This window comes from Ruegeria sp. CH10, assembly GCF_056537125.1.
Genome location: NZ_JBQFQY010000005.1, coordinates 298,366 through 313,047, shown reverse-complemented (window position 1 = coordinate 313,047; position 14,682 = coordinate 298,366). Strand labels below are relative to the sequence as shown.

The 14,682-nt window shown below is 59.7% G+C and carries 11 protein-coding genes; 9 read left to right on the top strand and 2 right to left on the bottom strand.

Annotated elements, in window-relative coordinates:
• Positions 1 to 70: 70 nt before the first annotated feature.
• From ACRZ94_RS16265 to ACRZ94_RS16245, 5 genes are all read left to right on the top strand, one after another.
• The gene (locus ACRZ94_RS16265; protein WP_480797836.1) at positions 71 to 1,771 is read left to right on the top strand and encodes an amidohydrolase; all 1,701 of its coding nucleotides are present in this window, start codon (positions 71 to 73) and stop codon (positions 1,769 to 1,771) included.
• 37 nt (positions 1,772 to 1,808) lie between these two features.
• Complete coding sequence (locus ACRZ94_RS16260) at positions 1,809 to 2,354, top strand: cytochrome b (RefSeq protein ID WP_480797835.1); 546 nt, start codon at positions 1,809 to 1,811, stop codon at positions 2,352 to 2,354.
• A gap of 81 nt (positions 2,355 to 2,435) precedes the next feature.
• The gene (locus ACRZ94_RS16255) at positions 2,436 to 3,395 is read left to right on the top strand and encodes a LysR family transcriptional regulator (protein ID WP_480797834.1); all 960 of its coding nucleotides are present in this window, start codon (positions 2,436 to 2,438) and stop codon (positions 3,393 to 3,395) included.
• Between the two features lie 96 nt (positions 3,396 to 3,491).
• On the top strand, positions 3,492 to 5,192 hold the full coding sequence (locus ACRZ94_RS16250) for a hypothetical protein (RefSeq protein WP_480797833.1): 1,701 nt from the start codon (positions 3,492 to 3,494) through the stop codon (positions 5,190 to 5,192).
• Positions 5,189 to 5,923, top strand: a complete 735-nt coding sequence (locus tag ACRZ94_RS16245) for a DUF3726 domain-containing protein (RefSeq protein WP_480797832.1) — start codon at positions 5,189 to 5,191, stop codon at positions 5,921 to 5,923. Before ACRZ94_RS16250 ends, ACRZ94_RS16245 begins: the two co-directional genes overlap by 4 nt.
• Positions 5,924 to 5,967: 44 nt before the next feature.
• On the opposite strand, the gene ACRZ94_RS16240 is transcribed toward ACRZ94_RS16245, so the two are convergent.
• Entirely contained in the window at positions 5,968 to 6,864 is an 897-nt protein-coding gene (locus tag ACRZ94_RS16240; RefSeq protein ID WP_480655163.1) for a bestrophin family protein, read from the bottom strand.
• A gap of 215 nt (positions 6,865 to 7,079) precedes the next feature.
• Complete coding sequence (locus tag ACRZ94_RS16235; protein ID WP_480655161.1) at positions 7,080 to 7,976, bottom strand: LysR substrate-binding domain-containing protein; 897 nt, start codon at positions 7,974 to 7,976, stop codon at positions 7,080 to 7,082.
• Positions 7,977 to 8,270: 294 nt separating this feature from the next.
• On the opposite strand from ACRZ94_RS16235, the gene ACRZ94_RS16230 reads away from it, so the two are divergent.
• The 4 genes from ACRZ94_RS16230 to ACRZ94_RS16215 are packed head-to-tail and all read left to right on the top strand — an operon-like array spanning position 8,271 to position 14,583.
• Complete coding sequence (locus ACRZ94_RS16230; protein ID WP_480797831.1) at positions 8,271 to 10,724, top strand: GcvT family protein; 2,454 nt, start codon at positions 8,271 to 8,273, stop codon at positions 10,722 to 10,724.
• Positions 10,725 to 10,739: 15 nt separating this feature from the next.
• Positions 10,740 to 12,263 carry a trimethylamine methyltransferase family protein gene (locus tag ACRZ94_RS16225; protein ID WP_480797830.1) on the top strand — a complete coding sequence of 508 codons (1,524 nt, stop codon included), beginning with the start codon at positions 10,740 to 10,742 and terminating at the stop codon, positions 12,261 to 12,263.
• 56 nt (positions 12,264 to 12,319) lie between these two features.
• On the top strand, positions 12,320 to 13,333 hold the full coding sequence (locus ACRZ94_RS16220; protein WP_480655156.1) for an Ldh family oxidoreductase: 1,014 nt from the start codon (positions 12,320 to 12,322) through the stop codon (positions 13,331 to 13,333).
• Positions 13,334 to 13,338: 5 nt separating this feature from the next.
• A complete protein-coding gene (locus tag ACRZ94_RS16215; RefSeq protein WP_480655154.1) occupies positions 13,339 to 14,583 on the top strand; it encodes an NAD(P)/FAD-dependent oxidoreductase in 1,245 nt (414 codons plus the stop codon).
• Positions 14,584 to 14,682 lie beyond the last annotated feature (99 nt).

Sequence of the window (14,682 nt, the reverse complement as noted above, 5' to 3'; positions counted from 1 at the left end):
GCGGGCCGCGTCCGGCCCGCGTTTCTCCCAAACCGGACGGGCTCTGCCCGGATGTACAAGGTAAGTGAAAATGAAACGTTCTTTCTGGCGCGGAACCGCTTCGGTTCTGGCCTGTCTTGTCGCGGCCCCGGCGGTCCTTGCAGACACGCAGCTTTTGACCAATGGCAAGATTTACACCGGCAATGCCGCTGCCCCCTGGGCCGAGGCGGTGGTGATCGAGGATGGCGTCTTTACCTTTGTCGGTGACGCCGCTGACGCGCGGGGCACGGCAGGGGATCAGGCGGCAACCGTTGATCTGGGTGGCCAAACCGTGATCCCCGGCCTGTATGAAAGCCATGTGCACCCGCAGGGCGGGGGTGAGGCGATGCTGTATCAATGCACATTGGACGGGGATGCCGATTTCGACGCCTTTCTGGACGCCGTACGTACCTGTGTCGACGCTCTGCCCGAAGGAGCGTGGCTGAAAGGCGCGGGCTGGGGTCCGCAACTGATGACCCCGACCGACATGACATTTGCCGAGATGCTGGCCGCCTTTGATGCCGCGACCGAAGGACATGGCGTCATCCTGAACGATTTCAGCCGCCACAACACCTATGCGAATTCGGTCGCGATGCAGGCCGCAGACGTCACGGCCACCAACACCCAAGAGTTTGGCGATCTGGTTCTGCGCGACGGCGACGGCAACCTGTCGGGCTTCTTCATCGAAGAGGCCGGACGCACCGTCAGCGATGTGATCCCGCGCCCCACGGCCGAGCAGGAAAAGGTCGCGCTGCAAACCGCGATCGAGGTGCTGACCGGCTATGGTTTTGTGGGCATGCTGGATTCCTACGTGTTCCCCAACAACTCAGCCGCGTATCTGGCGGTCGAGGAAGACAGCGGCGTGCCAATGCATGTGGGTCTTGGATTGGGCTGGAACCAGGGGGATGAACCGCTGGACGCCTATCGCCAAGCCTATCTGGAACAACGCGCGCTGACGGCGGATATCCCGCATCTGAACAGCTATTTTTCGAAACTGACGCTGGACGGCACCCCGCCGACCAAAACCGCCGCTTTTCTTGAGCACTACCACGGCTCTGACGAGTCCGGTGAGCTAAACTATTCCGCCGAAGAACTGGCCGAGATCGTCACATGGCTGGATGCTCAGGGCATGTCGGTGCAGATGCACACGGTGGGCGACCGCGCCGTCCGGGCCGCGCTGGACGCGATTGAGGCCGCGCGCCGGGCCAATGGCGACGGCGGCCCGCATCACCAACTGGCCCATGCCTGCCTGATCGATGACGCCGACATCCCGCGCTTTGCCGAACTGGACGTGGTGGCCAATTTCTCGCCGATGTTCTGGTACCCCAGCGCGCTGGCCGACGGCATGCTGGACCTGCTGGGCGCAGAGCGGATGAGCGATTACTGCCCCGCCGTGAAGCTGCGCGAAACCGGGTCTTTCCCAAATGCAGGATCCGATTGGCCGGTGGTGCCGGACCTGAACCCCTGGAATGGAATCGAGGCCTTTGTCACCCGCGCCAACCCCTTTGGCGAACGCCCCGGCGAAACGCTGGCGCATGCCGAAGCGGTCACGCTGGAACAGGCGCTGGAGCTTTACACCATCAACGGCGCGCGCGTTCTGGGAATCGACGACCGGGCCGGGTCCATCGAAGTGGGCAAATCTGCCGATCTGGTGGTCCTGAACCACGACATTTTCACCATCCCCGCCGAGCAGCTGAGCGAAACGCAAGCCGAACAGGTTTATTTCGCCGGAACTGCTCTGCTGGATCGTTAGACACGTAACGCGCGACATAGCAATAAGAGACCAAGCCATGTCTACCAAACCTCTTTCACGTACTGAAATCAGCCTACACTGGATCGTTGGGCTGGGCATGATCGCCCTGATTGCGGCGGGCCTTTACATGACCCGCGCCGAGGGTGCCCGGTGGCTCTATCCGTTGCACAAGTCCTTTGGCGTCATGATTTTCGGCTTCATCCTGTGGCGCGCGGTTCTGCGCCTGCGCAAAGGCTGGCCCGAGGATGTCAGCACTGGTGCGAATTGGGAACACGGGCTAGCGCGAGTGATGCACTGGGTGCTGATCCTTGGCACGATTGCCATGCCGATCTCGGGGATGTTGGATTCCTACATGGGCGGGCGCGGCCTGACGGTGTTCGGGTTCGACCTGATTGCGGCCAATATCGGCGACACGGGGCGGCCCGTGGCGATCAACAAGGCGCTGGGGGATGTGGCCGAAAACGTCCATATCCTGTCGGGTAAAATCCTGATCGCCGTCATCGCGCTGCATATCGTGGGTGCGGTGAAGCATCACGTCATCGACAAGGACAGCACCCTGCGTCGTATGGTGGGGCAGGTTTGAATCCTGGTGCCTCCACGACCGATCGCGGGGGCATTGCGGTTTTTGCGGGCAACGGTTGAAGGACTGTTATAGGGTCTGCTCATGTCCAATCCCGTATCCAGAAACGTTACGCTCAAACAGGTGCGCGCTTTTGTGCAGGTGGCCCGGCTGGGGTCGTTCAGCAAGGCTGCGGATGCGCTTGCTATCTCGCAGCCTGCCCTGACCCTCAGCATCAAACAGTTCGAGGAAAACGTTGAGGTCGACCTGCTGAAACGCACCACCCGTTCGGTGTCGCTGACGCGGCAGGGGCAAGAGTTTCTGGTCAAGGCCGAGGCTATTCTGAACGATCTGGATGCCGCCATTCTGTCGGCCCGGTCCAGCGCCAGAAAACAGCGCAACCGGGTGCGGATCGCCGCGTTGCCCTCGGTGGCGATCCGGATATTGCCACAGATGATCCGGGACTACGCGACCATCGCGCCTGATGTGATCATTCACATTCAGGACGACAACGGGCGCGGGGTCGAAACGCAGGTTCAGAACGGGTCTGCGGATTTCGGGATCGTCAATAGCTGGTCGGGTTCCGATGCGTTACAATATGCGCCGTTCATACGGGATCGGATGGGTCTCATCTGCCGGGCGGATCACCCGTTGGCGCGACGCAAAGATCAACTGACTTGGGCTGATCTAGGCGATCAGTCTTTCGTCGGGATGGCCTCTGACACCGGGATCAGCCGTGTGACGGATGGCATGGCTGGGCTGTCGGATTCTGTGACTGAACCTGATTTCAATGTGCTCACCATTGCGGCGCTGGTGGGCATTGTCGAACAGGGTGGGGCGGTGTCGGCTCTGCCCGCTTTGGCGTCACCGGATTACCTGAACCCGTCTTTGGTGTATCGAACGCTTGCCGAGCCTGATCTTTATCGTGATCTGTGCCTTGTCAGCGCGACGGCGCGCCCTTTGTCCGAGGCCGCGCAAGGGGTCCTGAGACATCTTCAGGCGCACTCTCACAAGATTTCAGCGCAGTTTCCGAACAATACTGTGCAGGCTAACTCTGATTTATAAAATAAAGTTATAAATCTCCAAAAACTTCAAATTTTACTTAGAACCGGCGACCGGCGAAACATTCCCTCAACGCAATTCAGACGTAGGAGGGTCAAAATGCTTGCTGCTATTTCCGACAGAATGCGCCCCGAGGCCGAGGTCATGGACCTTGCCCGGCTTGGGTCGCTGCATTCGTCGACGCTCAGCTTTATGCGCACATTGGTGCGCCGGATCATGAAAGAGGAATGGTCCATCGACCGCCAGCGTTTCGATCTGGACAGTGACGGGTACGGCACCGCGATCTATCGCATCGAAACGCCCAACGACGTATTCAGCTTTGTGCTGTTCTCGAACTACCTGTCCGACGAAGACCGCAATGACCGCGTGATCGCCACCAGCTGGGACCTGACCATGGCCCTGTGCGAGGGCGAGGTTGATGACATCTGGCTGGCGGACATGCGCCGCAACGTGCCCAAGCAAGAGGCTGGTCGCGTCGATGCCCGCGTCTTCAGCCTGTCGCGCGCCAACCGCAGCTCGCGCCTGTTCAGCTATGTGCTGGATGAACTGTGCGCTGGCCGTCAGCCCGATGCCGAGCGGATTGCCGATGTGGGCTATCTCTATCGCACCACCGCCGTCTATGGCAGCGGCAAGCTGGGCATGGCCGACTGGAACAAGGTGCGGGTCAAATTCGCCGACTTCAACCGCCCCTTCGCGCCCGAGATGTTCATCTGCTACATGCTGCGTCAGTTCAGCCTGGATCAGGTGGATCACATCGCCAAAGCCCGCGCGCCCGAAACCGCAGTTGCGCTGGATGATCAGCTGAAACGGTTCTTTGGCATCGGTAACTCGACCGGTCTGGGCATGGCGCCGTATCTGGTGAACCATGGTGAGTTGCTGAGCCAGTGGATCGAAATGCGCGAAACCGCGCTGGCGCAGGTTCTGCACAAGGCGACACCGACCGATTGGCGGATCAAGCTGTTCCACGATCTGATCGACCGGGCCGAGCAGCACTTTGCCGAAAGCCGCACCGGGGATGAGGAACAGATCGAACGCAATCGCATTCTGATCGCGGAACTGGCCGAAGTGCGCGACTGGCTCTCGGCCCAAGGCGATGCGCTGGAAACATGGTCGGTTCTGTCCGATCACGCCCGCGACGCCTGGAGCCTTGAGACACAGGAGCTGATCCACGCGCTGTGTCTGGAAATTCACCCGGAGCTGGTGAACGATCTGGAGGACAGCTTTGCCGTCATCCCCAACCCGGTGATTGACCCGGACATGACCACCGCCCAACTGCGCGCCCTGATCGAAGACCGCTATGACTGGGCGCTGGCCATCGACTTTTCCAAGCCCGAGCATTCGGATGCGTTCTGGTATCGTTCGGAAGAAAAGCTGGAACCGCGTCTGGGCTTTGCCGGTGCCGATCCCGGGGTGGAAAAGCAGATGCCGTTGCCCATCGGTCGCCGTGTCCGCGCGTGCTATGACGTGCTGCTGGAAGACCTTGAGGAACATCCCGACAGCGATGTCATCCACTTCTTGCTGCGTCGCCCCGCGCTGAAAAGCATCGTGCGCCGTATCCAGACCATGAGCAAACACAAATACGCCGAAATCTGCGCCAACCTTGCGGACCGGAACGTGCGTCCGATGGATCTACTGCGCTGCAAGCTGGCCTTCTTTGGTGTCAGCAAGTTCGACCCGCGCTCGAAACTGTGGGTGCGCAACACGATGTATCAGGGCGCGCCGCTGATCGATGACATCGGCCACACCTATGAAAGCTGGTTCCTGCCGCTGAAACCGCAGATCGAGGAGGCTGTAGCATGAAAGTATCCCGCAACGAAATGATCGCCGCCCTGTCCCGCGCCTATGAAGGCGCCGGGCACGAGATCGGAGATTACGAAGACGCAGCCCAGCTGGTCACATGGTCGCAAATGGCAGGTCTGGGCGGGTTCGACCGCGTGGCTCTGCCGCCGCTGGCCCCCAAAGGGGGTGCAACCCCGCGGCTAGTGTTCGAAAATGACGACATCGCCGTTCTGGATGCCGGAGGGGCGGATGTCTGCGAACATGGCTCGCTGGCCGCATACCTGATGCATTCGAAGGCCAACAAGACCGGCTTTGCGATCATCGAACTGGCCAACTGCCGCTATCCGGGGCTGATCCTGCGCAGCTTGTCACTGGTGGCGCAACAGGGCGTCTATATCTCGGCCTATTGGAAGGATCAGGCCGGGTCGCACGGGGCCAGCTTTGAAAGCGGCGCGATCTTCCCGCATTACTGGCGGGTCGACAATGCCGATGACAGCAAGGAGATTTCGACCATCACGATCATCTGCACCAACCAGCCGACACTGCTGGCGGATGCGGTGACACGTCAGGTCGAACACCCCGAGCTGCAGCGCCACGAAATCTCGGCCGCGCAATTCGCCGCCAACTACAATCACGCGCTGGAGCAGGGGATCGAGGTCGATCCCGATCACTGGGATGCCCTGAACGCAGCGGCTTGGCTCATCTTGGTGCCGACCGACGAGCATTCGCGCGCAGGCGCGGGTCCGGGCTGAGGCGATTTCGATTACACTCTGAACGGGCGCAATGCGCCCGTTTTCTATGTCAGGATATAATCCACGGGCTTATGCGCGGGCAGGGTCGGTTGCCCCAGCGTTTCAAGGATCGTGTTGTCACAGACCCGGCAAATCGCATCCAAAGGCAAGCCGTTGTCGTTTGAGGTGAACGGGTCCTCCAACTCGCGCGTCACCGCCTGCAACCCAAAGAACACATAAGCCACAACGGCCATGATCGCGGGGGCAAACAGCCCGCCCGAATGGGCCAGCGCAAAGGGCAGGAAGGCGCAATAGACATAGGTCGTGCGCCGCACCAGCAGGGAATAGACAAAGGGCACCGGGGTGGTCTTGATCCGCTCATTGCCCGCCTGCTGCGCGGCCAGATCGGACAGGCGGTTTGACAGGGACAGCCGCCCCATCGGGTCAACCTTTCCCTCGGCGTCCAGTGCGTTCAGGTTGCGCGCCGCCACATTCAGCCAATAGGCGGGCGGGTTCGTGGATTGCGATGCGGTGCCCTGACCCTCGGCATAGGTCGGATCGTCGTTTGTGGCGACCATGCGCAGACAGGCTTTGTGCGCGTGAAAGAATCGGGCGATCGGGTACAGGATACGCTGACGATCTTCATCCGATCCCAGATGGATCAGGCATTCCTGCGATGCGGCGCGCACGCTGGCAACGATTCCACCCCACAGCTTGCGCGCCTCCCACCAGCGGTCAAAGACAACGGTATTTCGAAAGGCCAGAAAAAGGGTCAGCGCGACGCCAAACACGCTCATGGAGGAGATCGACGGTCTGGGCAGGTGATCGGTCTGAAAAGACAAAAGGTCAATCACCGCCGCCCATAGGGCAAACAACAGGATTTTGACGTAGATTTTGCTGAGGATCGATCCGCGCAGCACAAAGAACAGCTGCATCGCCGAGGGTTGAGGCCGTACGATCATGAGGTGACACGCCTTGATTTGGGTGAAGAGGAAACAGCCGTAAACGGGCTTAGTGCGGCAGCTCACGCTTAGTAAGCAAAAATTAATTAATCAATACAAAAAATAAGAGGGATTGAATGAATTCTGACGTTCTCCGATGGCCGGCGATCAGGGTGATGTGATGAAAAGCCGTGCCCGACCTCTTGTTGAAGTGGATTTCCAGAACCCGTTTGCACTCAATCCGTCTTTACGCGATCCAGATCTTTGAGCCACTGAAATACACGCTGGGCCCGACCAGAAGCTGTGTTGTGCAGTGCGACGTAGAAATCCTGCGGCGCAGACACGGTATGGGGCAGCAGTTTCACGAGCTTGCCGGATTCAACGAGGCCCGACGTCAGACCTTCCCACCCCAGAACGGCCCCCATGTCATCTTGTGCGGCCTGAAGCGCGATTGTGTAGTTGTTGACGCGATGCGCGGAATTCAGAGGTGCATCACAACCCAGCCGGTTCATCCACTCTCGCCAGTCTGTCCACGCTGTGTTTGGGGCTTCCAAGTGTATCAGCGGCGTCTGCGCCAGGTCAGTCAGGTTTGTAATCTTGTTGTGGCGCTGGAATTCAGGACTGCCCAAAGCCATGATGCGGTCGCGAAACAACACGTGATAGGTGTCTGTCTCCTGACTGGCGTCGCCGTAATTGATGCTGAGATCGCATTTGGACGCGTCAAAGCCAAGGTCCGTAACCACCTGCGTTACAGAAACATGCCCGTTGTTTTTCCAAAACTGAGCAAGCCGCGGTGTCAGCCAGAGAGAGCTGACCGCAGTGCTTGACCGGATCGTAACGCCGGGCCGGTCATACCGGGACCGCAATTGACGCGATGCCTCGCTGATCCCTTCGAACCCTTTTTGAAGGGCGACCAAAAGAAAAGCGCCGCTTTCGGTCAATTCAACGCCGCGATGCAGCCGATGGAACAAGGCGCAGTTCAATTCGGTTTCCAGGGATTTGACCTGATGGCTGATCGCTGCAGGGGTGACGTTCAGTTCGTTTGCAGCCAGCTTGAAACTTGCATGCCGTGCGGCAGCCTCAAAGCTGATCAATGAGCTGGGCGAAGGCAGTTCATAAGGGCCAATGGGCAAGTGAGTTTGATCCGTAGGCTGAGGATTTCGAAAGACTTATACTGCAACAAGCAGTTTCTGGATTAGATGAAGTAATCCAAGATGAATTTTTTTGCAATTGCTCAAATCACTTGAGACAGCAATGCTCAACCGAAGACGTCGAACGTGTAAGCAAGTCCTAAAGACATTGCGCCCGTGATGCGGAACCCCGAAAGTCGTGTGATTGCTGTACTATTCGGGCAAGCTTGGAGGCGGGCGTTCTAACCTGTTGCACGGTTCAAGCGCGATGTCGGGGCAAAAAATGGAGACGATTCAATGAAATCGCACGCAAAAGTTGTCGTGGTTGGCGGAGGATGCGTTGGCGCATCCATCCTTTACGGTCTGACTGAAAACGGGTGTTCGGATGCCGTCATGCTGGAGCGCACGACGCTGACGTCCGGCTCTACATGGCATGCTGCCGGCCTGTTGGTGACTTTTGTACGCTCGCACAACGTGTCCAAGATGACGATGGAAACCATCCGCATCTATACCGAGGTTGAGGAAAAGATGGGTGCCTCGGTCGGTTTGCGTAAGGTGGGACAGCTGCGCGTGGCGAATACTGAAAAGCGCTGGGATGAGTTTCAGTCCTATATCTCGATTGCCGAGGCCGCGGGCGTTCCGTGCAAATTGGTGACGCCGGAAGAGATTGCCGAGATCCATCCGCTGCTGAACCAAAGCCCGGACATTCGGGGGGGCATCCTTCATACCGAAGATGGTTATGTGAACCCCGCGGATATCACCATGGCGCTGGCAAAGCTGGCGCGGGATGCGGGGGCCAAGGTTTATCAGAACACCGAAGCCCAGTCTTATGAAAAGCTGGACAATGGTCACTGGAAGGTCACGACCAATCAGGGTGAAATCACCTGTGAGCATCTGGTCTTTGCCACCGGTAACTATGCCCGCGAAAACGCCCGGCGCGTGGGTCTGGACCTGCCTTGTATTCCCATCGTGCACCAGTATTGGACAACCGAAACCGTGCCGCTTTTGAAAGAGCGCCGCGCGCAGGGCCTTACGGAATTCCCGATCCTGCGGGATGAGGACTATGGCGCGTATCTGCGCGAGGATGTGGGCGGTATCCAATTCGGCCCCTATGAGTTCACAAAGGACCTCAAGCTGTTTGCCGAAGACCGCGTGCCGCCGGAATTCGGGGCCGATCTGCTGCCCGAGGATTTCGATGCGGTGGAAACCCAGTGGGAACGCGCCATCGAACGCGTGCCGACGCTGGGCGAGGTTGGCATCAAGGCCAATACCCGTGGCCCGTTCCAGATGACCCCGGATGAGCTGCCTCTGGCCGGTCCCGCGCCGGGGCATGAAAACCTCTGGCTGGCCGAAGGGATGCCCGGCGGCATTCTGTGGGGCGGCACCGTGGGCAACCGTCTGGCCAAGTGGATCGTGGATGGCGATCCGGGCATGGATATGTCCGAGCTCGACCCACGCCGTTTCTCGGACTACGCGTCCAAACGCTGGACCATGGACAAGGTGCGCGAAACCTGGGGCACCCATATGGATGCCCATGTTCCGGGCGAAGATTTCCCCGAAGCGCGCCCGATGAAAACCATGGGGTCATATGATCTGCTGACAGCCCATGGCGCGGTCTGGACCAGCTTTAACGGATACGAATTCCCCCGCTGGTTCGCCAAATCGCCCAGCGAGGCGATCCCCGAACACTCCTTCCGCCGCACGGACCATATGGAACTGGTGCAAGAAGAAGTGCGCCGCACCCGCGAAGAAGCTGGCTTCATCGAAATGTCGCCGATGACCAAGTTCACCGTGCGGGGACCGGGGGCTGCGAAATGGCTGGATGGTCTGATGGCCAACAAACTGCCCAAGGTGGGCCGCATGACCCTGTCGCTGATGCTGAACGACAAGGGCGGCATGGATGCGGAATACACCATTGTGCGTTATGCTGAGGATGACTTCTATCTGATCTCGACCCCGAACTGGCGGGCTTATAACTGGGACCAGATGCGGCGTCTGCTGCCTACGGATGGCTCAGTCATCATGGAAGATATCTCGGAACAGCTGGGCGTGATTGCCCTGGCCGGCCCCAAGGCGCGCGAGATTTTGCAACCGCTGACCGACAACGACCTGTCGAACGAGGCTTTCCCTTGGCTCTCGGCGCAGATGGGGGAAGTGGGCTATGCCAAAGGTGTGCACTTGCTGCGCGTCTCGTACACCGGCGAGCTGGGTTGGGAATTGCACCATCCGGTCGGCTATAACCGCCACCTGGTCGATCTGCTGCTGAAAGCGGGGGTAAAGCCGTTTGGCCTCGAAGCGCTCGAATCCATGCGGCTTGAGAAATCCTATCGCGCCATCAATCGCGAGATTTGCAAGGATATGACCCCGTATGAGGCTGATCTGGGTCGCTTCGTCGCCATGACCGAAAAGATCGGCGGTCAGGTGGCCGAGCGGGAGTTCATCGGCAAGGCCGCGCTGCAGAAACAGCAGGACGAGGGAGGATACAACAGTCTGGTCACCCTGAAACTGCCATTCTGCGATACGTCGGTGATGTTTGACGAAGGTGTCTATGCCGATGGCAAACTGATCGGGCGTGTTACATCGGGCGGGTTCTCGTATTACTGCAACCACGACATCGCGATGGCGCTGGTGCCGCAGAACATGACCGCGCCGGGCACCAAGATGCAGGTTCTGGTGCATAACGAAATGCGCGACGCCGAGGTGATCGACGTCTGCGCCGTTGATCCAACCAGCGCCCGTGCGCGCGCCTGATCCGGAGGGTTTGATATGGCTGAAGGACGAGCTCGCTCAGGTCGCGGTGGGGGACGCGCGGCGCGGGTTCAGGCCCGCACCAACCCGCCGCCTGTTTATCTTTCGACGCTGAATCGCAAGATCGGCCCCATTGATCTGCTGGGGCCAGAGGGGGTCGAGAAAATCCACAACGCTGCGATGACGATCCTTGAGACGACCGGCATCGAATTCCGCGATCCCGTGGCGCTTGCCGATTGGAAAAAACACGGCGCGGATGTCCAGGGTGATCGGGTTCGGATCGGGCGCGATATGCTTATGGATCTGATCTCGGCCGTGCCGTCGGAATGGGGCTATGCCGCCCGCAACCCCGAGCGGTCCTTGCGGGTGGGCAACCGAAACTCGGTCTTTGCCAACGCTTATGGCGCGCCGTTCGTCTACGGCCTGGACGGGGTGCGGCGGCCTTCGATGCTGGAAGATGCGCATAACTTCTTCAAACTCAGCCAGATGAGCCAATCGATGATGGTTCCGGGTGTTCTGCCGGTGGAGCCACAGGATGTACCGGTGCCCCTACGCCATCTGGAACTGGTACATGCGGCGCTGACGCTGACAGACAAACCGATCAAAGGGTCGGTGCTGTCGGAACAGGCCGCGCGGGATTCCGTCGAAATGACGCGCATCGTCTTTGGTGAAGAGTTCGTGGACAACAACGTGGTGATGGCCGCGCTGCTGAACTGCAATACGCCGCTGGTCTGGGATGAGACCATGCTGGAAAGCCTGCGGGTCTATGCCGCCGCCAATCAGCCCTGCCTGTTGTCGCCCTTTGTTCTGGCAGGGGCCAGTGCGCCTGCCAGCCCGCAGGGTGGTGTGGCGCTGCTGATCGCGGAATCGCTGGCGGGGATGGCCTATAGCCAGATCATCCGGCGCGGTGCGCCGATGGTGCTGGGGGTTGCGATCATGGGCGTGTCGATGAAGACCGGCGCGCCGATGATGGGCTCGCCTGAACCCGGTCTGATGAACCTGCTGGTGGGTCAGATGGCGCGGTTCTACGATGTGCCGTGGCGCACCTGTACCATGTGGACGGGGTCGAAAACGCCTGACATGCAGGCCGCGTTCGACACGGCCAACACCATGTGGCCGGTGCTGCTGGGCGGTGCGAACTATATCGTGCATTCCGCCGGGTTCCTTGAGGGCGCGCTGGGGGTCAGCTATTCGAAATGGGTGCAGGACACCCTGCAGCTTGAGAACTTTCACAGGTTCTTCAGCGGCTTGCAGGAAGAAAACCTGGATGCCCTGTTGGGCGATATCGCGGCAATCGGACCCGGTGGTCATTTTCTGGGCACAGATCATACACGCGAAAACCCGATGCACATGAACCCGCTGCAAAACAATGACAGCTTTGAGCAGTGGGAGGCCGAAGGCTCAAAAACGGCCGAGACGGTTGGCAACGAAGAAGCGCAGCGGATGCTGGACAACTATGTCCAACCGCCCATGCCGGATGATCAGCGTGGCGCGCTGGACGAATTCGTGGCCAAAAAGCGCGTTGAATACCAGGGTAAGTAAAAGCTTTGCGGGTGCCCACGTGCCCGCGTTTGGAACACAAGGACAAGGTTTGACTGATGGCTGAAATCTCGACGAAAACGCTCTCACTCCAAGAGGTGAAAACACTGGCCAAATCTGTCCTTGTGTCCGCAGGGATGGATGAACACGGCAGTGATATCCTGTCGAACCTGGTCATGATGTCCGAACGCGACGGCCCCCGCAGCCACGGTCTGCGCATGTTGCCGGTCTACAAGCAGAGCTTTGACTCGAACTATGCCAACCCGAATGCGAACCCGACGGTCACGCGGATCGCGCCCGGCGTTCTGCGGGGTGATGGGGATAACGGGTATTATCAGATTGCCGCCGCCAAAGCCCTGCCCGAGCTGATCGAAATGGCCCGCGAGAATGGGATTGCCGCCTTTACCTGCGCCAATTGCCACCATCTGGCCGGGTTGCGTTTTGACACGGAACCATTGGCGCAAGCCGGGCTGGTTGCATTGGGGGTTGTGAACTCATTGTCGATGGTGGTGCCGCAAGGCGGGGTGCGGCCCGTGTTTGGCACCAACCCGATGTCGTTCGCTTGCCCGCGTGACGGGGCAGAGCCTGTGGTCTGGGATCAGGCCGCCTCGGTCGCGGCGCTGATGGATGTCCGCATGGCCGCAGCCGAGGGCCACGACTTGCCGCGCCCCAGCGGTCTGGACCCTTCGGGTCAGCCAACCACAGACCCCAACGCCATTCTGGAAACCCGCAGCCTGTTGCCCTTTGGTGAACACAAAGGTGCGGCCATCGCCTTTCTGATCGAGGTTCTTGGGGCGGCGCTGGCGGGTGGCACTTTGTCGGTGGACAATGCCCATCGCGAAGCCCATGGCGCGCTGAACATCAAGGGCGGTGCGACCCTGATCGCGATTGATCCCACCCGCTTTGGCAATGCAGCCTTCGGCGATTACGTCACCCGCATCTGTTCCGAGATCGAGGGCAACGGCACCGCCCGTGTACCCGGCGACGGGCGCTTGTCCAAACGCGCGCTGGCGCTGGATGAGGGTGTAAATGTCAGTGCTGAATTGCTGGCGCAGCTGCGGGAAATGGCCTGACCTGAATGAAAAAGATCGTTGTGATCGGGGGCGGTATCGTCGGCGCCTCCTGTGCGCTTGCGCTGCAATCCGAAGGTCACTCTGTGACAATGATCGAAGCAGGGCCAGTGGGCGAGGGTGCCAGCTGGGCCTCATGCGGCTGTATCGCAGTGGGTGAAATCGTGCCCTTATCGCAGCCCGGTATGCTGATGAAAGTGCCGGGCTGGTTGATCGACCCCGAGGGGCCGCTGGCGTTGCGGGCAAGTTCGGCTTTGCGCATGATGCCATGGTTTGCCCGGTTCACGGCCAACGCGCGCCCCACCAGAATGCGCGCCATTGCCGCCGATCTGGCCCGGTTGACCTTTGCCGCGACCGCAGATGTCAAAGCGCAGTTGCTTGACATGGGCCACCCCGATCTGTTGGTCGAACGGCCCGTCATGAAACTGTTCGACGATGAGGCAGACCGCGCCTCAATGCGCGCGGCCTTTGATCTTGCACGCGATCTGGGATGCACGATTGATGAGGTCTCGGGCGCTGAGGCCCATGAGATTGATCCGGCGATCGCCCCGGATTTCAAATATGCCGCCCTGCTACGGGATTGGAGCTTTGTGACCGACCCGAAACGGTTGGTTGAGGTATTGCATCAGACCTTCTGCGGCAGGGGCGGCACTGTTGTCACGGCCTCGGCTGTGGGGTTTGAACGAGATAACCGTCAGGTCAAAGGCGTACGGCTTGATACGGGCGAAACGATCAATGCTGAGGAGTTCGTCATCGCCGCAGGTACCCAGTCGCGCCATTTGGCGACGGATCTTGGCGTGCCTTTGCGTCTGGAAGGCGTCATGGGATATTCGACGGCCTTGCGAGACAGTGGAGTGCCCCTGCGCCATACCGTGTTTTATGCCAAGGGCGGGTTTGGAATTACACCTTATGATGGGGCGCTGGCTGTGGCCGGAACGGCCGAATTCGCCAGCCTGGATGCTGCACCCAACTGGAACCGGGCCGACATTCTGGTCAAACGCGCGGGGCGTGTTCTACCGGGATTGAAAACAAATCAAGCAGAGCGCCGGATGGGTCGTCGACCCTTCACCCCGGACACACGCCCGATTATTGGACGCAGTGGGCGTTTGGCGAATGCTACTTTTGCCACCGGGCATGGCCAGCTGGGACTGACTTTGGGCGCAACAACGGCGCGTCTGGTAGCGGATGAAATTGCCGGGCGATCACCCTTTACCGATATTCAGGCGTTCAGCCCCGATCGTTTCTCGCGATAGCGCGTGTGTCTTTTGAAGGGCATCTGAACCTTGCCGCTGCACGGCAGAGATTCGGTGGCAAGCACTGCGATAAGGCACCGATATGATGGCCCCCGGTCG

Excerpts from the sequence above, each read along its gene's own strand:
- ACRZ94_RS16260 (WP_480797835.1), top strand. The coding sequence starts at position 1,809 with ATGTCTACCAAACCTCTTTCACGTACTGAAATCAGCCTACACTGGATC.
- ACRZ94_RS16225 (WP_480797830.1), top strand. The coding sequence starts at position 10,740 with ATGGCTGAAGGACGAGCTCGCTCAGGTCGCGGTGGGGGACGCGCGGCG.
- ACRZ94_RS16265 (WP_480797836.1), top strand. The coding sequence starts at position 71 with ATGAAACGTTCTTTCTGGCGCGGAACCGCTTCGGTTCTGGCCTGTCTT.
- ACRZ94_RS16255 (WP_480797834.1), top strand. The coding sequence starts at position 2,436 with ATGTCCAATCCCGTATCCAGAAACGTTACGCTCAAACAGGTGCGCGCT.
- ACRZ94_RS16215 (WP_480655154.1), top strand. The coding sequence starts at position 13,339 with ATGAAAAAGATCGTTGTGATCGGGGGCGGTATCGTCGGCGCCTCCTGT.
- ACRZ94_RS16250 (WP_480797833.1), top strand. The coding sequence starts at position 3,492 with ATGCTTGCTGCTATTTCCGACAGAATGCGCCCCGAGGCCGAGGTCATG.
- ACRZ94_RS16240 (WP_480655163.1), bottom strand. The coding sequence starts at position 6,864 with ATGATCGTACGGCCTCAACCCTCGGCGATGCAGCTGTTCTTTGTGCTG.
- ACRZ94_RS16220 (WP_480655156.1), top strand. The coding sequence starts at position 12,320 with ATGGCTGAAATCTCGACGAAAACGCTCTCACTCCAAGAGGTGAAAACA.
- ACRZ94_RS16230 (WP_480797831.1), top strand. The coding sequence starts at position 8,271 with ATGAAATCGCACGCAAAAGTTGTCGTGGTTGGCGGAGGATGCGTTGGC.
- ACRZ94_RS16245 (WP_480797832.1), top strand. The coding sequence starts at position 5,189 with ATGAAAGTATCCCGCAACGAAATGATCGCCGCCCTGTCCCGCGCCTAT.